Origin of the sequence: Oceanobacillus sp. M65, from assembly GCF_052246275.1 — a bacterium.
GTDB lineage: Bacteria > Bacillota > Bacilli > Bacillales > Amphibacillaceae > Oceanobacillus_B > Oceanobacillus_B jordanicus.
In genome coordinates this window covers 287,666-308,094 of record NZ_JBQQCJ010000003.1, presented here as the reverse complement: position 1 = coordinate 308,094, position 20,429 = coordinate 287,666, and the positions used below count along the sequence as shown (strand labels likewise).

Genomic DNA, 20,429 nt, shown 5'->3' with positions numbered 1-20,429 from the left:
CTTAACGCAGTGTTTCGTAATCTAACTTACGGGGTGTTGCGTTTTTCATTTGTCTAAAACTTATCCCCTCACTTGAATCAGGGGTTTCCCCATAGTATCCTTAAGGCAACTATTGAGAAATTGAGGGATTGATATATGAAGGATTTAATTCAACAATTAAAACGGATTGATAATAAAGGGTATAAAGCATACAAAGATTTACAAGGGAAATATAGTTTTCCTGACTTTGACCTGTTTCTTGATTATGTACAAGGAGACCCATTTGCATCTCCTTCTCGGCTGCGAATTATGATTCCAAAGCAGAAGCGGGGAATTAATCAAGAATGGCTGCAAACAGCTCCTAGAAAAATAGCAGCAGAGGATGCGATTGCACGTAGTGTCGGAAAAGCGGTAGGTAAGAATGAGATTTCAATTAAAGGCTCAGGGAAAAGCGGTAATATTTTCTTTGACCGACCTGGTCAGGAAGTGTTGGAGAGAAGTGCTGTACAACTTACTTCAGATACAATCACCATCTGCCTTTCGGTCGGACTTCCTGCAAATGGCAGAAGGATTAATGGGAGAGAGGCAGAAAAGTTATTTACGAAGGCTATTCCTGAGCTTGTTAGAAATTCGGTTTTTACTATTACCGATCAAGTGATTACCGAAGCTATAGAACTTGCGGACCAGCAGGAAGCAATTCGTGAACAAATGCGACAGCATAATTGGATTGCTTTCCTAGCAAATGGCTCTATTTTGCCAAGAGAGAGTGGTATTAGCAATCGACCTATGAAGCAAGCAGTTCCTTTTCAAAGCCCCGCACAATCAGAGGTGGAGATTTCTATCCCACATAGTGAAGAACCAATCCGCGGGATGGCAATAGAAAAAGGTATCACATTAATTGTGGGTGGCGGCTATCACGGTAAGAGCACAATGCTTCAAGCAATTGAGCGTGGTGTATATTATCATTCAAAGGGTGATGGAAGAGAATATGTCCTGACAGATCCGGATGCGGTGAAAATTAGAGCAGAGGATGGTAGGAAAGTGACAGGGGTTAATATTTCCCCATTCATTAATAATTTGCCACATAAACAGCAAACAACGTTCTTTTCCACAGAAAATGCGAGTGGAAGTACCTCTCAAGCTGCAAACGTGATGGAGGCACTGGAAGTTGGTGCTACGACATTACTAATCGATGAAGATACGAGTGCCACTAATTTTATGATTCGGGATCACCGCATGCAAAAGTTAGTTAAAAAAGATCAAGAACCTATTACGCCATTTATTGATAAAATTAAGCAAATGGATGAACAACTAGGCGTATCTACTATATTGGTTATGGGTGGATCAGGTGATTACTTTGCAGTAGCCGACAAGGTGATTATGCTGGAAACATACCGGCCTGAAGATGTAACAGAAAAAGCGAAGCAAATAATGAATGATTCGCCGCTTGAGCGAGATTTGGATGTTACGGAGAACTTTGGCAATGTCACGGAACGCTATTTCATGCCTCAATCATTACAGACCCAAAAGGGGAAACGTGCAAAGGTACAAGCAAAAGGACTCTCCACTATATTGATGGGATATAATGACATACAATTTGCTGACACGGAACAGTTGGTGGATCAATCCCAAACGAGACTGATCGCAGATATTATTTTGCATCTTGACCAAAGAAATGTATTGGGCAATAAGTCGTTGAAGGATGTTGTGCAATATATTGATGACCAGTTGAATCAAAAAGGGATCGCGGCATTCAGTCCATTTAAAAATCAGCATCCAGGTGATATTGCGAGACCGAGAAAGTATGAAATAGCAGCAGTGATCAACCGATTACGCACAGCGGCTGTGAAACACAATTAGAAAGGAGGCGGAGCCAATGGATACAGCGCAGCTTAAAAAAGATATTATTGCTTACAGTAAGAAAATAGGGATTGATAAAATTGGCTTTGCCTCTGCCGATGTGTTTGGAGAATTAAAAGAAAGATTGCGCAGACAGCAGGAATTATCCTACCAATCAGGCTTTGAAAAAGGAACCGTTGAGGAACGAACAGAACCTGAAAGGTTATTGCCTGAAGCAAAATCAATCATTTCGATAGCACTTGCATATCCTTCTCGTATGAAAGGTGCTCCAAAGAGTACGAAGGAAGAGAGGCGTGGCCTTTTTGCCAGAGCTTCTTGGGGAACGGATTATCATGTTGTCATGCGTGACCGCTTAGAAAAGCTGGCAGCGTTTATTAAAGAACAGGTTCCAGATGTGGCTAACCGGTTAATGGTTGATACAGGGGAACTTTCAGATCGCGCTGTAGCAGAACGTGCCGGCATTGGCTTCAGTGGAAAAAACACTTCAATTATTACACCTGAATTTGGTTCATATGTTTATTTGGGTGAAATGATAACCAATATTCCATTTGTACCCGATGATCCAGTTGATGACAGTTGTGGGGAGTGTACCAAGTGTATTGATGCTTGCCCGACTGGTGCCATCGTACAGGGCGGCCAATTAAACGCACAGCGTTGTATTGCATTTTTAACACAAACAAAGGATTTTCTGCCTGATGAGTTCCGTACTAAAATTGGTAATCGAGTATATGGTTGTGATACATGTCAAGTTGTCTGTCCTAAAAATCAAAAGATAGACTTTCATATACATCCTGAATTTGAGCCAGAACATGACGTATCAAAACCAGTGTTAAAACCGATGCTACGTATCTCCAATCGAGAATTCAAAGAAACCTTTGGTCATATTTCTGGTTCTTGGCGTGGTAAAAAGCCTATACAACGTAACGCATTGATAGCACTAGGACATTACAAGGATAAAACAGCTGTGGACGACATCATTAAAGTCATGCGCACTGATCCTAGACCTGTGATCAGAGGAACGGCTGCATGGTCTCTAGGTAAAATCGGAACAGAAGAAGCATATATGGCAATACGAGAAGCAATGGAAACAGAGCAGGATGAACAAGTGCAAGTTGAGATGGAAAAAGGCATGGCATTTCAAGAGGTGTATCAAGCCAAGACATAATTGTTCATTATTATGGTTTTTGACAAGTCCCCTCCCCATATAGTAATGGTGGAGGGGATTTTTCATGGAAAAATTAAAAGCATATTGGCTGGACTTTTTACAGGAAGAACGTGGGGAAGAAAGTTGGTGGGATAAGAAGAAAGCGTGCTGTGAAAAACGAGGTGCAAAGATCGTTCGTGTGGAAGGGAAGGGGCATTTATTCCGAAAGTTTCGGTACGATAGCGAAACAATGTATGAGTACAGACTTCACTTTTCTTATCTTACGAAGCAGAAAGATAAGCTATATTTGGAAGAGGAGGTAATTCCATATACCTTTAAAATGGAAAAGGGCTCGATTGTAGAGCATAAGAGGGGTAGCACACCAAAGGTAAAGTCACCTTTATCAATTGCTCCGAACGCGAATCGTGCGTCAAACCAAGAACGAATGCGTTTTACCTATGATCGACTGGCGGCGGTTCAATACGCTGAGCGTTGGTGGAATAGTTATAATCCCAACTTTCGTAAATTTGAAGTGGATTGCACAAATTATATATCACAGTGCCTGTTAGCTGGTGGAGCTCCCATGCGAGGAGCACCAGTCAGAGAACGAGGCTGGTGGTATAACCAGGATAGCTGGAGTTTTAGTTGGGCCGTGGCTCATTCAATGAGATGGTATTTAAGTGGATCGACGGATGGCCTGCAGGGAAAAGAAGTTAGCTCTGCAGAAGAATTGGAGCCTGGAGATATTATTTGTTACGACTTTCAGGGGAATGGCAGATGGGACCATAATACAATTGTGGTGACAAAAGACGCAGCAGGAATGCCGCTTGTTAACGCACATACAGATAACAGTCGAAACCGGTACTGGTCTTACGAAGATTCCACAGCCTGGACGCCCAATATTCAGTATAAATTTTTTCGCATTGGTTCGCAGTAATGCTATAATAAATAGGCTACTTCCATACGAGGAGCAGTTGATTATCGAACAAGGAGATTAGATCAGTGAGTATACATGTCGTTTTATTTCAGCCAGAGATTCCTGCAAACACTGGAAACATAGCGAGAACTTGCCTGGCAACAGGAGCAACATTGCATCTTATACACCCACTAGGCTTTAGTACAGAGGATAAAATGTTACGAAGAGCGGGGCTGGACTATTGGAAAGATGTGGATGTTCAAGAACATGCTAGCATAGAGGAACTATATGAAAAGCATCCTAAAGGTTCCTACTACTATATAGAAAACTTTGGTACAAAGCATTACACAGATTATGATTACAGCAATGATAAAGATGATTTATTTTTTGTTTTTGGAAGAGAAACGAATGGCATTCCACATGAATTGCTTGAAGGCAAAGAAGATAGATGTCTACGCATTCATATGAATGACAAGGTTCGTTCATTAAACTTATCCAATACTGCAGCTATCATCGTTTATGAGGCTTTGCGTCAACAAGGATTTCCACACCTCACATAAAAAACCGCCATATTGGCGGTTTTTTATTGATCTTTTTTAGGTACGGCTGGTTTTGATTCATATCCAGATGTGAACATTGATGTCATAAATGTTAAGATAACGCCAATTAAAAGTGCAAGCTTCATTGTTATGCCTCCTTATGTAGGTAAAAAAGAGCGTCTTTATGATTATGTCCCTATTATAACGAATTATGTTTATAATGTGAACTAATGCAAGCAATTTGCTTTCATATTTTTAGAAAAGACATAACTTTTCTAGCTTTGAATAGACGGAAGATTTTAATAATAGTAAAGGTTGGAACATTATATTGTTTCAGTATATAAAATAGGGTATATTAGTTGATGAAAGTCATTTAACAGTTCTATAATAGAGTGAGTGTTAGAAAACCGTTTACATTACGAGTAATGTTAACTTCTAATGGGGGTATAAAAACGTGGCACAGACGGAAGAATCTAATCAAAGATTCTGGGCAGAATTTCATGGTCCAAATATGGGGTATGTAGAAGAACAATATGATCTGTATAAAACAGATCCAGATGCAGTCGATCATTCCATAAAGGAAATGTTCGATCAGTATGGAAAGCCAAATTGGATATCAAACGATGCAGGAGCAACAGACCTGCCAACAGGTTCTCAAGCTTCCATGCACGATGTGAAAAAACTAACCTCAGCTATGAAACTTGTTGAGGCTATTCGCCGTTTCGGTCATCTAGAAGCGGATATTTATCCAGTAGGTTTACACAAAAATCGTAATTCAAATTTAGTACAGCCTGACACTTATGGATTAAGTGAAGATGATCTAAAACAAATGCCAGCTAGCTGGTTATGGGAAAAGGCACCGAATCACGTTGAAAACGGCCTTGATGTCCTTCGTGAACTTAAAAAATACTATTCTGGTACGATCACATTTGAATATGATCATATTAATAACGAAGCTGAGCGCGCGTGGTTACTTGATCTAATTGAGACAGGTAAGGCACGACTTGATCTTTCTGATGAAGACAAAAAGCAGTTGCTTGGACGCTTAGTGGATGTTGAAGGATTTGAAGGGTTCCTACAAAAAACGTTTGTTGGGCAAAAGCGCTTCTCTATCGAAGGATTGGAAGCAATGGTGCCAATGCTTGATCAGATTGTAAAATATGCAACCGAAGATAAAGTTGAAAATATTATGATGGGAATGGCTCACAGGGGTCGACTTTCTGTGTTGGCTCACGTGCTAGGCAAACCGTTTGATAAAATTTTCTCTGAGTTCCATCATTCACCAGACAAAGAATTAGTTCCTTCTGAAGGCTCCATGGGAATTAACTATGGCTGGACAGGTGATGTTAAATACCATTTTGGTGCAAAGAAAGAAGTAAAAAAGGGTGAAGAAACAGCAACCCGTATTACGCTTGCACATAACCCGTCACATCTTGAATTTGTTAATCCAGTAGTAGAAGGCTTTGCACGTGCTGCACAGGATGATCGCACTAAAGCCGGATATCCGGAGAGAGATTTAAATAAAGCGATTCCAGTATTAATTCATGGGGATGCTGCATTTATTGGGGAAGGCGTAGTTGCGGAAACCTTGAACCTTAGTGGGCTTCCTGGTTATGCCACAGGTGGTAGCTTGCATATCATCGCTAATAACTTAGTTGGGTATACAACAAATCAGGATGATGGACGTTCAACACGTTATGCAAGTGACTTAGCTAAAGGGTTTGAAATACCGATCATTCATGTGAATGCAGATGACCCAATAGCATGTGTTTCAGCAATTAAAATTGCATACGAATATCGAAAGAAATTCAATAAGGACTTTCTCATTGATTTGGTCGGCTACCGCAGATACGGTCATAATGAAATGGATGAACCGAGAACCACCCAACCAGGGCTGTATCAGGACATTGACCAACACCCAACAGCTGCGAATGTGTTTGCAGAGGTGTTAAAGGAGAAAGGTGTAATAAAAGAAAAGACCTTTACGAGTATGCTAGAGAATGTAGAAGCGCATCTCAAAGAAATCTACGACGGTATGAAAGAAAATAAAACCGGTAAGGCAGAAGTAAAATGCATGCCAAAAGCGTTGGAGAATACTTTAGAAACATTTGAAACTGCGGTAGAGCTTGAAGTTCTACAAAGTTTGAATAAAGGGTTATTGAAACGTCCAGAAGGTTTTAATGGATTTAAGAAGCTCGAAAAAATTCTAGACCGTCGTGGTAAGGCTATGGAAGAAGGCGGTAAAGCAGATTGGGGAACAGGTGAAGCTCTGACTTACGCCTCGATACTTCGTGACGGAATCCCAATAAGGTTAACTGGACAGGATTCCGAACGTGGAACATTCGCGCATAGGCATGTTGTTCTCCATGATGTAGAGACAGATGAGAAGTATAGTCCAATGCATGGAATTGAGGTTGCTAATGCGTCATTTGACATTCGTAATAGCCCATTGTCAGAAGCTGGTGTACTCGGTTTTGAGTATGGTTATAGTGTTCAATCACCGAATACGCTGGTAATCTGGGAAGCTCAGTTCGGAGATTTTGCTAATGCTGCGCAAGTTATTTTTGATCAATTTATTTCTGCTGCACGAGCAAAATGGGGAGAAAAATCGAATATGGTAATGTTATTGCCACATGGTTATGAAGGTCAGGGGCCAGAACATTCCAGTGCAAGGCTTGAACGTTTCTTGCAAATGGCAGGAGAGAATAACTGGATTGTGGCAAATGTTACATCGTCGGCGCAATTTTTCCATTTGCTTCGTAGACAGGCGGCAATGCGCGGTCGTGAAGAAGCAAGACCTTTAATACTCATGACGCCAAAAAGTTTGCTACGTAATCAGCGTGTTTCTTCTGAGCCGAAGGAATTTACAGATGGTAAGTTTGAGCCATTACGACAGCAACCTAATCTTACGCTTAGTAAGAAAAAGGTGAAGCGACTATTAATCGGATCAGGGAAGATAATGGTAGATATAGAAGAGGCAATGGACAATACAGAGGAATCCTTTGATTGGCTAAATGTTCTTCGTTTAGAGCAAATCTATCCATTCCCTAAAGAAGAATTGGAAAAGAAACTAGCAGAATTACCGAATCTTGAAGAAATCGTATGGGTCCAGGAAGAACCAATGAACATGGGTGCCTGGGATTATGTTGATGACTACCTAAGAGATTTATTGAAAAAAGGGCAAGAATTACGCTATATTGGTCGGCCACATCGGGCTGCTCCTGCAGTAGGGGTACCAAACGTCCACAAAGCAGAACAAAAACAACTTGTACAAAAAGCAATCAACCCGTCTAAAGGAGGAGATTCCAATGAAAGAAATTAAAATACCAGAGCTTGCTGAATCAATTACAGAAGGTACAATCGCTGAATGGTTAGTAAAAAAAGGTGACAAGATTGAAAAAGGCGACCCTGTAGTTGAACTAGAAACAGATAAAGTAAATGTGGAAGTAAATGCAGATTATGCAGGTGTCATAACGGAAATCCTTAGAGAAGAAGGCGATAATGTAGAAGTTGGGGATGTTATTGCCAAAGTGGATGAGAACGGCGAAGCTGGCGGGGATCAAGACGAGGAAGAACCAAAAGCGGAAGAAGCTTCAAAAGAGGAAAAGAAGGAATCCCCTAATATAGAAAGTGACTCGAAAAAGGAAAGTGATTCAAAAAAAGAAGCACCTTCTAAGAGCGAGGAAAAGGATTCATCGTCCACTAAGAGCAGAAACGGCGAAGTTATCGCTTCACCAGCAGCTAGAAAAAGAGCTCGTGAATTGAATATTGATTTAAGTGAGGTCAGCCCTAGAGATCCGCTTGGTCGTGTTCGTCCTGAAGATGTCGAGGCTGCTGCCAAAGGCTCAAGTAAGAAGGAAGAAAAGAAAGAAGCAACTTCACAAAAAACCGAGTTTGATAAACCAGTAGAACGAGTGAAAATGTCACGTCGTCGCCAAACCATTGCAAAGCGTCTAGTTGAAGTACAGCATGAAGCTGCAATGCTAACAACTTTTAATGAAGTAGATCTAACCAATGTTATGAAGCTACGCAGTGATCGAAAAGAGAAATTCATTGAAAAACACGGCGTGAAATTAGGCTTCATGTCCTTCTTTACAAAAGCTGTAGTAGGGGCACTAAAAGAATTCCCATTATTAAACGCTGAGATCCAAGGCAATGAATTAGTCTTAAAGAAATTCTACGATATTGGTATTGCGGTATCAACAGATGACGGACTTGTTGTTCCGGTTGTACGTGATGCAGACCGTCTTGATTTTGCTGGAGTAGAAAAAGAAATTGGTAATCTTGGTAAAAAAGCACGCGACAAAAAACTTGCAATGGAAGACTTGCAAGGTGGTTCCTTCACGATAACAAATGGAGGAACATTTGGTTCCATGCTTTCTACACCAATTCTTAATGCACCACAGGTGGGAATTCTTGGTATGCATAACATTCAAAAGCGAGCTATGGTCATGCCTGATGATTCGATCGAAGTTCGACCAATGATGTACTTGGCTCTATCCTACGATCACAGAATTGTGGACGGTAAAGAAGCTGTTCAATTCCTGGTACGTGTGAAAGAATTACTAGAAGACCCATATGATCTATTACTAGAAGGTTAATTGTTTAGTAGGAAAACCCGTCAGCTTTAGCTGGCGGGTTTTTTGTGTATAGTAGAAAGATTTAAATAAGGTTTTCTCTATTAGAGAAGAAAAATTGTTAATTCGCTGGCGTTTAGGGAATGATTAAGTAAGATAAGCAAAATTAACAGAAAATATAATCAGTTGATTGACGTCTGACGTCTTGGTACAATATCCATTGTAATAAGAGAAATGAAAACAGTTACATTTAGAAAGGAAGGGTAAAAAACGTGGGAATTATTTTAGGGGTTTTAGCAATAATCGTTGTGCTTGGTTTGGCATTTTTAATGTCTAACGATAAGAAAAATATTAATTATAAAGGTATTGGAATAATGTTGCTCCTGCAACTTTTGACAACCTGGTTTATGTTTAGTACCAATATTGGACAGGCCATTATCAATGGAATTGCAGCAGGATTTAACAAACTAATTGAATTTGGTACAAAGGGAGTTAATTTCGTCGTAGGCGGTTTAATGGTCGAAGAAGGAGGAAGCGTATTCTTCTTTAACGTCCTTTTGCTTATTATCTTCTTTGCGACGATATTATCTGTGCTAACTTATTTGCGAATTCTACCACCTATCATTAAGTATTTTGGCGGGTTAATCTCCAAGATAACAGGTCTTCCCCGTGTTGAATCATTTAATGCCGTAAATAGTATCTTTTTCGGTCAGTCGGAGGCATTAATCGCTATCCGCTCACAATTCCATCACCTGACTGCCAATCGACTTTATATCGTGAGTGCATCAGCTATGGGTTCTGTTTCTGCCTCTATCGTTGGTGCATACTTACAAATGCTTCCACCAGAGTATGTTTTAGTCGCACTTCCTCTTAATATGTTTAGTGCGCTTATGCTTGCATCTATTATTGCGCCTGTAAAAGTGCCGAAGGAAGAGGACAAAGTTGATGTAAAAAATGTGACAAATGATAAAAGCATCTTTGAAGCAATGGGAAATGGTGCACTAGAAGGTGGTAAAATTGCCCTTATCGTTGCAGCAATGCTTATTGCATTCATCGCATCACTTGAATTGGTTAACTGGATTATTAGTTTTTCAGGTTTAACATTACAGGAATTACTTGGTTACGTTCTTTATCCAATCGGGATACTTATGGGAATTTCTCCGGATGAAGTACTCAGAGCAGGTTCCGTAATGGGGACAAAAATTGTTACAAATGAGTTCGTAGCCATGCTTGAATTCCAACCAATGATTGCTGAAATGTCAGAGAAAACAGTCGGAATTGTATCTGTATTCCTAACTAGCTTTGCTAACTTCTCCTCGATCGGAATCATCGCAGGTACTGTAAAAGGAATTGACAGTGAAAAGGCAGTAAGTGTATCAGGGTTTGGATTGAAACTACTCATCGGAGCAACACTCGCATCCATCCTATCCGCAACAGTAGTAGGGCTATTCCTATAAGATGTATTTTGGTAGCGGTATGCAAATTATTTTATGAAGCGCAAAAGCATCCTAAAATAAGACAGGCGTCCATTTAATTTCAAATGGATGCCTTTTTTTACTTTCATTTTGCCCCGGTTTTTAATACCATAGTAGAGACTGTATAAAAGCTTAAGGAGATTTATGAACATAAAGGAGAACAAAGTATGAAAAACAAACGAATCCTATTTACTGGTGGAGGCACTGCAGGGCATGTAATCGTCAACCTAGCCTTGATCCCTTACTATCAGGAAGAAGGGTATGAGATTGATTATATTGGCTCAAATGATGGCATAGAACGCAATCTAATAACGCAGCTTGATGGGGTCAGTTACCATCCGATTTCCACAGGTAAGCTTAGAAGATACATTTCCAAAGAAAACATAAAAGACCCGTTCAAAGTACTGAAAGGTGTTGCCCAGGCAGCGCGCATCATGAAAAAACGAAAACCTTCGATTATTTTTTCAAAAGGTGGTTTTGTTTCCGTACCGGTAGTCTTAGCAGCAAAACTGAGAAGAATCCCAGTCGTTATTCACGAATCTGATTACACACCAGGTCTTGCGAATAAAATTGCGATTCCTTTTGCCCGTAAGGTATTGGCAACTTTTCCAGAGACAATGGAATATTTACCAAAAGAAAAGGCTGAGTATGTTGGTGCAGTCATTCGTGACGAATTATTTGAAGGGAAAAAGGAAGCTGGCCTGGCATTTGCAGGCTTATCATCGGATAAACCCGTTTTACTTATCATGGGGGGAAGCGGTGGTTCGCAGAAAATAAATGAAACCATTAGGACTTCGCTCGATCACTTACTTGAAACCTTCCACATTATTCATATCTGTGGAAAAGATAAGGTAGATCCTGCCTATAAAAGAAATGGGTACGTTCAATTTGACTATGTTAATGAAGAACTGAAAGATGTTTTCGCAGCAACTGATTACGTTCTTTCACGTGCAGGTTCAAATGCTATATTTGAATTCCTCGCATTACGAATTCCGATGTTGCTAATCCCATTATCTAAAGAGGCAAGTAGGGGCGACCAAATTATTAATGCCCAATCCTTTGTTAAAAAGCGCTATGCAAGAGTGTTAGAAGAAGAGAAACTGACAAATGAAACGTTAGTTCATGAACTAAATCAATTAAAAGAATATTCCTCTATTATGACAGATACCATGAAAGAATATAGAAGTGAAAAGGCACGAGATCGCGTAATAGAAATAATCGGTGAAGTGCAAAGAAAATAATGTAATGTCGTATAGTATGAAAGAGCCAACGGAATTCGATATGAAATTCGAATAATCGTTGGCTTTTTTTCTAACAGATTATATTTGAATCGGCCCGACTTATTGAATAGTACCAAAATGGACTAGGTTAACATCGACTTGAAAATCTACAGTTATTTCAGGGAATTTCTCTCTCCACTCTTCCGTAGTCAGCTTGTTATTATTTTTTATTCTGTATAATCTCCCATAACCAATAGGATCTGCATTGAGTTCTTGCACCTTTTTAAATAGTACCTCATATTTTTTCTTAATTGCTTTCCCTAATTCTTCTTCTATAACCTTTGCCACCTTCTTATCTTTGATAACAACCTCCTCAGAGGCTTCATGTAAATCCACATCAATATCTACTTTCGAGCGAAAGCCGAGTTGTTCTGGGTCGGTTAATTTGCTTGTTGTTTCTCCTTTAATTCCAATTCGTACATACATATTTTCGCTGTTCGGATCTATCGGTTCCGTACCTGCTAGATATTTTTCCAATGCAGCTCTGGGGATTTCTAATTCAATTGGAGCATAGTCCACATGCTTTTGTGTCATATTTAGAAGAAGCGCTTCTTCTAAGGAGATCTCACCGACATATTTATCGCCTTGAAATATTCCCAATGCTGAAATTTGAGGATTATCCTCGTCCATTGTTAGAACAGGCAGAAAGGGATCCTGCCCCACATCAAAATAGATATGAGTGAAATCATGCAACGCGATTTCAGGAATGGTATCTTTCTTATACTCCTGTGTTATCAAGCTGTGAAAGAATTGTCCGATGTCCATGTTCGTGTCTGACTGGCCGACATCCAACAGTTCTCTCGCTGTAGTGTCACTAACAGCAAGTAGCATGGTATCTGAAACCCTGGCATCTCGTGTTAAGGTTTTTAGGTAGTTTAGTATTCCCTTTTCCGCAATTTCTTTCCCATATACTTCTAGGCGGATTTGTCCTGGAGTTAAAGCAAAACTGGATTTTTTGTTCGCTTGCTCACGTGCTTCTTTAATCGTGTGCCCTGTACCTGATAGTGTTTTAGAAATCATATCTGTTTGAGCATTGAATTGGAAGATGATCAAGGTGGTTTCCAGTTCATTAGGTTTTTCTTCTGAAATATCGACACCTCGCGTATGGATGATTCCTAGTTTTTCCAGCTGGCTTGAATCAACACAGGAAGTAAGCAAACAAAGAATGATGCTAAGCAAGAAGAATCTTTTAAGTCGCATTCTTTTCACCCCTTTTATGTTGTTTCCATTTTTTCTTTATAAGCACAAGTGGTAGTAACAAAAATGGATATACATACACTAGCCAAAATCCTAATTCATTTATCTTATCAATTATCCATTGGATTTGAAAGTGTTCATCAAGTAACCAACAACCAATAAGTAGGGGAAAAGCAAGTGCATAAATAGAAACTTTTTGAGGGAGTTTGTAAACCCGCTTTATCCCATAGGTTGCCCCCCACAACAGAAGGATAATATTCGGGATGATAACCATCATCCATTCTGCTACTACCACAAAATCGAGGCGTTCTATAAAGGAAAATTGCTGAAATTTGAATAATGATAGAAGTGTCCACTCACGTCTTTCCACTTGCACGCCAGAGAAAAAGCCGAGCGTTATGATAGTTGTGATCATAACGAGAAGGCCAGACCAGATTGCTGCCATATATATAGGGAAATGCATTCCTTTTTTATTCTGAATAAAAGGGTAAATTAAAAACAGGATTTCAATACCAAAAAACGTATAGGACGTGGCTCGAGCGCCTTTTAATAAATCGGGCATGGGGGTTTGAAACATTGGAAGAAAATGATCCCAATCTATTTGAACAGCAGGTTCAATCAATAAAAGCAATAACCAATGGGTAAGAATAAAAAATAAAAAGCAAACCCCAACCATGATACGTAAACCGCCCAATGTACTATATACAGCCAATATAATCATAAGTAATCCCATTACTAGAGGACTGAGGGTTGGAAAGATAAAAATCCTGACAACCTCTATATACGTAATGAGTACGGAAAAAAGGGTAGCGATAAAGTATATAATATAGACACTGCTTATTAGGTTGCCGAGCCATTTACCGAACAGGTCACGATGTATACCAAAGATATCTGCATTGTCATACTGCTTTAAAATGAAGATCATGACAAAAAGGACAACCAAAATATAAGAGGTAGCGATAAGAACAGATATCCACGAGTCTGCTCCAGCCTCTAGATAAATAAACCTTGGTACGCCCATTACCCCCACGCCTAACTGTAAGGAAGTGATAATGAAGAATAGGTAAAATGCGCGAATACTTATATTAGATTTTACTTTCACGTTTATATCCAATCTATCACCTACTCGTCAATATCTTTTTTCTCATGTGCCTTTTTCTTATTAAATCGAACCCTATCTTTAGGTCGGAAAGAAAGAAATCTTTTACCCTGAAATTGTTGGGGAAATCGAATGAGTACTTTGTTGAGATCCACCATACGGAACGGATAAATTGGCGTAAGATAAGGTCTTCCGAGAGAAGTCAATCTTAATAAATGAATGATTAGAAAGCTGATACCAAAGACAATTCCCATAATGCCTAAAATACCGGCTAGTATAATCATAGGGAATCGCAATACCCGAATAGAAGTCCCCATTAAATAACTAGGTGCGGTAAAGGAAGCGAGCGCACTAATCGTAATAAAGATGATCAAAATATTACTTGTAATCCCTGCTTGTACGGCTGCAGTTCCTACGACCACACCACCCACAATACCAATGGTTTGACCCACCTTCGTTGGGAGCCTAGCACCTGCTTCACGTAATAATTCTATTAAGAGTTCAAGAAGCAGTGCCTCAAATATAGGTGGAAAAGGGACATTTGCCCTAGATTGTCCAATTGAGATAAGGAGCTGTGTGGGAATAAGTTCATAATGAAACGTTACAGATGCAACATACATGGGCGTGAGCATAACAGATATAAACATAGAAATAAAGCGCAAAATTCTTAGGAATGATCCGGCATTCCAACGCATATATAAATCCTCAGTAGATTCAAAAAAACTGAAAAATGTTGTGGGTGCTAATATTGCCGCGGGGCTGTTTTCCACAATTACGCCAATACGTCCCTTATTAATTGCATAGGAAGCACGATCCGGTAGCTCTGTTGAATAGAACTGTGGAAATATCGTGAGAGAGGAGTCCTCTACATATTGCATGAGTACATTCGCATCCTCTACCTCATCAACCTCAAGGTCCTGAAGACGCTGTCGCATTGTGTTAACGTCTGTTTCGTTTGCAACGGACTTTAAATAAATAAGCCTTGCTTCCTTTGGTGTCCTTTTTCCTAACATAATCTTTTCAAAAACGAGATCTGGAGAGCGCATTCGCCAACGTAATATATTTAAGTTCGTAACCAAAGATTCAGTGAAAGCAACCTGTGGACCAATAACAACAGACTCTGTTTCGGCTTTGGTTAGAGATCTCTGTTCAATGTTTAGCATTAAATAGGAGACTACTTGTTTTTCTCCTTCAACATAAACAAATACATGCCCATTGATTAGATTCGTCAACAATTCTTCCAACTTGTCCATCTTCTGGCCTGTGTTCAAGGGTACTTCATTCAATATTGTTTCAACGGTCCACTCTTTTTGGGAGTCCAGAAGAGTTTTGAGCAGCATATTTTCTATTCTCTCTGAATTCACTTGGTAGGAAAGATAAAAAACAGCAAGCTTTTGGCCTGAGTGTTCAAAGATGGAAAAGCTCAGATCAGTACTATTTTCAAACTGGTCTTCTAGAGTCTGCTTTAACTTTTCAACCTTAATGGGAAAGAATGAATTGGTGGCTTTTCTATTAGCTTTTTTCATAATTCCTCCCGTAATCGTCCAGTGCTAATAATTTATCCCGGTACATCCGTCCGTAAGACTCCCACTTCAAAACATGAAATGAAGAGAAACCGTTAGTTTTTAGTGGGAGTAAACGGATGTTAATACCCCGATTCGTTCAACTAACAATCAGTGGGGGAAGAATGAAAACCCCCACTGATTGAAGTTGCACTTTATGAAGATAGTATGTGAGGAAAAACTACTATCTATGTGCACTATCTTATAGTTCACTTGAAACAAATGATTAGTAGTCTAAAGACTCATTTTTTAGAAAATTCCAATGAAAACATTGTTTGTTTTTGTCGGTTCTTGTATCATAAAAGCTAAGGAAATAGTGAGGGGTGAGGATTTGAGTGAAATAATCCGTAATTGTCGATTGTGCAAAGAGCCAATGGAAAGCAGTCCATTTATGATGTGCCCTGCCTGTCTTACTGAGAGTGATCGAGTCCAGAGTTTTATTAGAAAGCACCCGCTAGCTTCGATGCAGGAGATATCTTGCTCGACCAAGGTTCCTTCCGTTAAATTAGAAAGAATGCTCCATCTTGGAATTCGTATTAAACGTGAGAGCACCCATTTATAACTCTGTGTTTTTAGGAGATTTCTAAAATGGACGTCCAGTTTAAAAAGAAATTGACCCAAAATTTAAAAAAGGATTGACTTTAAATTTTCCTAATACTATAATTATTGAGAACAAATAAACCAAAGGAGGTCATGATGATGAAAAACATCATTCAAACAACGCAACTTAATCCAACTAAATATGTGACCTCTACCGTATTTTGCGGAAAAGTATTCTAACTTTTTACATACTTCTTTGTAGATATCAAAGGTCACAACTGTCTGTGGCCTTTTTGTTTTTGGGATAGGTATGTTACTGCGTATCCCATCGTAAGCATGTGTCGTCATAGGCGCATGCTTTTTTTGATGTCATTACAAAGATTGGTTAGGAATACGAGTTGAGGAACTTTTGTTGGAAAGAACACATCAGAAAGAAATTAAAGAGAGATTAGAAGGTGATGGAATGTTTCAGGTTTTTAAAAAATTAGACTGGTTTTTTAAACATTATTGGAAACGCTATTTATTTGCAATTTTAGCGCTCATTGTAGCAAGTGCAATAGGTCTTATACCGCCTAAATTAGCTGGGTATACAATTGATCAAATTCAATTCGATTCGATGACAACCCAACTTTTAACCGCATTAATAATTGGATATTTACTTTTAATTATTATACATTATGCCATTTCATTTTTATGGGATTATACGCTATTTAGCGGAGCAGTTATCCTAGAACGCTGGAGTAGAAGCAACTTAATGGATCATTTTACTAAGATGACGCCAACGTTTTTTGGGAAATACCGCACAGGTGACCTTATGGCTAGAAGTACCAATGATTTAAAAGCCATTAGTCTCACAGCGGGATTTGGTGTTTTAACATTAGTGGATTCATCGGTTTTCATGCTGATGCTTGTAACCATGATGGGATTTACAATTAGCTGGAAGCTGACACTTGCCGCATTGCTTCCGCTGCCAATTATGGCAGTGATTATGAATAAATATGGAGCTGTCATCCATGCACGTTTTACCAAAGCGCAGCAAGCGTTTGGAGAAATGAATAATGATGTTCTTGAGTCAATTCGAGGAGTACGGGTAATTCGTGCTTTTGTACAGGAAAAACAGGATTTAAAGCGATTTGAGAACATGACAGATGATGTCTATGTGAAAAACATGGAGGTTGCTAAGATTGATGCGCTTTTTGAGCCAACCATGAAAATTCTTGTAGGGCTTTCTTATACAATTGGACTTGGGTATGGTGCCTTTTTGGTTTTTGATAATCAAATGACGCTTGGTGATCTCGTGACCTTTAACGTATATTTAGGAATGTTAATTTGGCCGATGTTTGCCGTGGGTGAGCTTATTAATATACTACAGCGGGGGAATGCATCGCTTGATAGAGTGAATGAGACAACTGGCTACAAGGCTGATGTGTCAGATCCGGCAACACCAAAAACCGTAGATGCAGTGGAATCACTTGTTTTTGAAGGGGTGACGTTTTCCTATCCAGGAACAGAAACAAAGCAACTGAACAATGTTTCATTAAACGTAAAACGTGGCGATACCATTGGGATTGTCGGAAAAACTGGTGCAGGGAAAACGACGCTTTTCAAATTACTCCTAAGGCAATACCCTGGCATGCAAGGAAACATAAAAGTTGCAGACGTAGATTTAGAGGATCTTTCACTTGCTCAAATTCGTTCTTGGATCGGCTATGTGCCACAAGATCAAATGATGTTTTCTAAATCTATCCGAGAGAATATCCAATTCGGTAAATCGGACGCAACGGATACCGAAATCTTCCGTGTGATGGAATTAGCACACTTCCTTAATGACATGAAACAACTTCCAAATGGTTTAGATACACAGGTTGGAGAAAGTGGTGTAACGCTATCAGGTGGTCAAAAGCAACGAGTAGCATTAGCGCGAGCCTTTATTAAAGATCCGGAAATCCTCATATTGGATGATTCCATGTCCGCGGTCGATGGTAAGACAGAGGCAAATATTATTGAACATTTACGTAGAGAAAGAAAAAATAAAACGACCTTTATAGCTGCACATCGTATGTCTGCTGTAACACATGCCGACCACATTATTGTACTTGATAATGGCGAAATCGTGGAACAAGGGTCCCATGCAGAACTTATGTTAACAGATGGCTGGTATAAGCAGCAGTATGTCCAACAGCAGCTTGCAAAGGCAGGGGTGAACGAATAATGAAACAAAATACAGAGAAACGACTGTTTCAATACGCATTACAATATAAAAAAGGTATTATCATTGGTTTTATCTGCTTAATTATTGCCGTATCGCTTGAACTTGCTGGTCCTTTAATAGCCAAGAGAGTAATTGATGATCATATTCTTGGAGTGGAAGGGACCTGGCAAGAGGTGGAATCGCAAAATGATAAGCAAACAGCGTCTTATAATGGCCAGTTTTACAAACGTGTTGATAGGTTGGAAGGCTCTGACCAGACAATTGGAAATCCCGTAACGATATTTCAAATTGGTACCACTTACTATTTTGTTGCAGAAGAAATTCCACTTGAAGGAAAAAGGACTGTCGATGGGGAAACGATCACGATAACGACAAGCTCTGGAGAAGAGACCTTTACAGGTGAAAAATTATCGCTAACTGAAGTGTATCCGTTTTTTAAACCGGAGCAGGGACCAATCATGTGGCTGCTTGGATTATATGTCGCATTACTATTTATTGCTGGTTTCTTTCAATTTTATCAAACCTTTCTTTTACAGAAATCGTCCAATCAAATTGTTAGAAAGATGCGAAACGATCTATTCGCCCATACTCAGCGGATTCCTGTTAACTATTTTGTTGATCAGCCAGCAGGTAAAATAGTAGCGAGGATCACAAATGATACAGAAGCTATTCGCGACTTGTATGAGCGTGTGCTGTCTATTGTCCTCACAAGCATTATATATATGGCAGGAATATTTGTCGCATTGTTTATTCTCGATGCAAAGCTTGCTCTTATGTGTCTTTTCATTATTCCACTTATATTTGGTTGGATGAAGCTATATAAGCATTTTGGCAGCAAGTATAATAAAGTTATCCGTTCCACGATAAGCGAAATTAATGGGAACATAAGTGAAGCAATTCAAGGAATGCCGATTATTCAGGCGTTTAGTAGAGAAAAGAAGACAAAAGAAGAATTTGAGGTGCTTAATAATAGGCATTTTACCTATCAACGTAAGCTAGTTAAGTTAAGTGCGCTAACCTCTTATAATCTTGTTACCGTGTTTCGCAATTTAGCTTTCGTAGCTTTTATTTGGTATTTTGGTTCCGCTTCATTAGACCCGACAAGTATCATATCCATTGGGATGCTCTATGCGATTGTCGATTATCTAACAAGATTATTTGAGCCAGTGACCGATATCGTGAATCAGCTACCGCTTATCGAACAAGCACGAGTTGCTGGTGGGAGAGTTTTTGAATTGCTAGACCACCCTGGTGAAAATGTGATAGATGATAATATATCACGCTATCAAGGAAATATTTTATTTGATCACGTATCATTTGCTTATAATGAGAAGGATTACGTTTTGAACGATATCTCCTTTTCAGTGAAGGCTGGGCAGACAGCAGCCTTTGTTGGTCATACAGGGTCAGGTAAAAGCTCTATTATGAATTTGCTTTTCCGTTTTTATGATCCACAGAAAGGCTCCATTACGATTGACGGGAAGTCGACACAGGAGTGGTCAAGGCAACAGGTGAGAAGTCATATGGGAATCGTATTACAGGACCCATTCTTATTTACTGGGACTATCCTTTCTAATGTGACGATGAACGATCCTCATATTAGCAGGGAAGCAGCCATAAATGCTTTAAAAGCAGTGGGAGCCGACCGCTTTATTGAAAAGCTGCCGAATCGTTATGATGAAAAAGTCACAGAAGGAGGAGGCACCTTTTCGCTTGGTGAAAGACAACTATTATCATTTGCTAGAGCATTGGCGTTTGATCCAGCCATCTTGATTTTGGATGAAGCAACTGCGAATATTGATACGGAGACAGAAAACGTCATTCAGGAAGCCTTGGAAGTGCTGAAGCAAGGAAGAACAACGCTTGTTATCGCACATAGACTTTCGACTATACAGCAAGCAGATGTTATATTTGTATTAGAGCGCGGTACGATAAAGGAACAGGGGAACCATAATAGTCTCCTACAGCAACAAGGTGCCTACTATCAAATGTATCAAATGCAGCAAGGGATACTTGAAGAAACCGCAGGATAGGAAAACCGCTTAAAAC

Annotated in this window: 13 protein-coding genes; 10 read left to right on the top strand and 3 right to left on the bottom strand. The window is 39.5% G+C overall.

Annotated elements, in window-relative coordinates; translation table 11 throughout:
* Positions 1–135: 135 nt before the first annotated feature.
* From ACTWPF_RS13685 to ACTWPF_RS13650, 8 genes are all read left to right on the top strand, one after another.
* Positions 136–1,839, top strand: coding sequence for an ABC-ATPase domain-containing protein (locus tag ACTWPF_RS13685; RefSeq protein ID WP_443149442.1), 1,704 nt, complete (start codon positions 136–138; stop codon positions 1,837–1,839).
* 16 nt (positions 1,840–1,855) lie between these two features.
* Positions 1,856–3,004 carry a tRNA epoxyqueuosine(34) reductase QueG gene (gene queG / locus ACTWPF_RS13680; protein ID WP_443149441.1) on the top strand — a complete coding sequence of 383 codons (1,149 nt, stop codon included), beginning with the start codon at positions 1,856–1,858 and terminating at the stop codon, positions 3,002–3,004.
* 64 nt (positions 3,005–3,068) lie between these two features.
* Positions 3,069–3,920, top strand: a complete 852-nt coding sequence (locus tag ACTWPF_RS13675) for an amidase domain-containing protein (protein WP_443149440.1) — start codon at positions 3,069–3,071, stop codon at positions 3,918–3,920.
* Positions 3,921–3,985: 65 nt separating this feature from the next.
* Positions 3,986–4,459, top strand: coding sequence for a tRNA (uridine(34)/cytosine(34)/5-carboxymethylaminomethyluridine(34)-2'-O)-methyltransferase TrmL (trmL, locus tag ACTWPF_RS13670; RefSeq protein ID WP_443149439.1), 474 nt, complete (start codon positions 3,986–3,988; stop codon positions 4,457–4,459).
* Between the two features lie 433 nt (positions 4,460–4,892).
* Positions 4,893–7,760: a 2-oxoglutarate dehydrogenase E1 component gene (locus ACTWPF_RS13665; RefSeq protein WP_443149438.1), complete on the top strand. Its 2,868-nt coding sequence runs from the start codon at positions 4,893–4,895 to the stop codon at positions 7,758–7,760.
* A complete protein-coding gene (odhB, locus tag ACTWPF_RS13660; protein WP_443149437.1) occupies positions 7,747–9,039 on the top strand; it encodes a 2-oxoglutarate dehydrogenase complex dihydrolipoyllysine-residue succinyltransferase in 1,293 nt (430 codons plus the stop codon). Before ACTWPF_RS13665 ends, odhB begins: the two co-directional genes overlap by 14 nt.
* A 248-nt stretch (positions 9,040–9,287) precedes the next feature.
* Positions 9,288–10,472 carry a NupC/NupG family nucleoside CNT transporter gene (locus ACTWPF_RS13655; protein WP_106896219.1) on the top strand — a complete coding sequence of 395 codons (1,185 nt, stop codon included), beginning with the start codon at positions 9,288–9,290 and terminating at the stop codon, positions 10,470–10,472.
* A gap of 185 nt (positions 10,473–10,657) precedes the next feature.
* Complete coding sequence (locus tag ACTWPF_RS13650) at positions 10,658–11,731, top strand: undecaprenyldiphospho-muramoylpentapeptide beta-N-acetylglucosaminyltransferase (protein WP_443149436.1); 1,074 nt, start codon at positions 10,658–10,660, stop codon at positions 11,729–11,731.
* A gap of 99 nt (positions 11,732–11,830) precedes the next feature.
* On the opposite strand, the gene ACTWPF_RS13645 is transcribed toward ACTWPF_RS13650, so the two are convergent.
* Genes ACTWPF_RS13645 through ACTWPF_RS13635 form a run of 3 tightly spaced genes read right to left on the bottom strand, consistent with a single transcriptional unit; the run spans position 11,831 to position 15,592 of the window.
* Positions 11,831–12,970, bottom strand: coding sequence for a Ger(x)C family spore germination protein (locus ACTWPF_RS13645; RefSeq protein WP_443149435.1), 1,140 nt, complete (start codon positions 12,968–12,970; stop codon positions 11,831–11,833).
* Positions 12,960–14,081 (bottom strand): GerAB/ArcD/ProY family transporter, encoded by a 1,122-nt coding sequence (locus tag ACTWPF_RS13640; RefSeq protein ID WP_443149434.1) that lies wholly within the window; start codon positions 14,079–14,081, stop codon positions 12,960–12,962. Before ACTWPF_RS13640 ends, ACTWPF_RS13645 begins: the two co-directional genes overlap by 11 nt.
* An 8-nt stretch (positions 14,082–14,089) precedes the next feature.
* On the bottom strand, positions 14,090–15,592 hold the full coding sequence (locus ACTWPF_RS13635; RefSeq protein WP_443149433.1) for a spore germination protein: 1,503 nt from the start codon (positions 15,590–15,592) through the stop codon (positions 14,090–14,092).
* A 1,039-nt stretch (positions 15,593–16,631) separates the two neighbouring features.
* Here ACTWPF_RS13635 and ACTWPF_RS13630 point away from each other — a divergent pair.
* Complete coding sequence (locus tag ACTWPF_RS13630; RefSeq protein WP_443149645.1) at positions 16,632–18,380, top strand: ABC transporter ATP-binding protein; 1,749 nt, start codon at positions 16,632–16,634, stop codon at positions 18,378–18,380.
* Positions 18,380–20,413 carry an ABC transporter ATP-binding protein gene (locus tag ACTWPF_RS13625; RefSeq protein WP_443149432.1) on the top strand — a complete coding sequence of 678 codons (2,034 nt, stop codon included), beginning with the start codon at positions 18,380–18,382 and terminating at the stop codon, positions 20,411–20,413. Before ACTWPF_RS13630 ends, ACTWPF_RS13625 begins: the two co-directional genes overlap by 1 nt.
* The last annotated feature ends 16 nt before the right edge of the window (positions 20,414–20,429 follow it).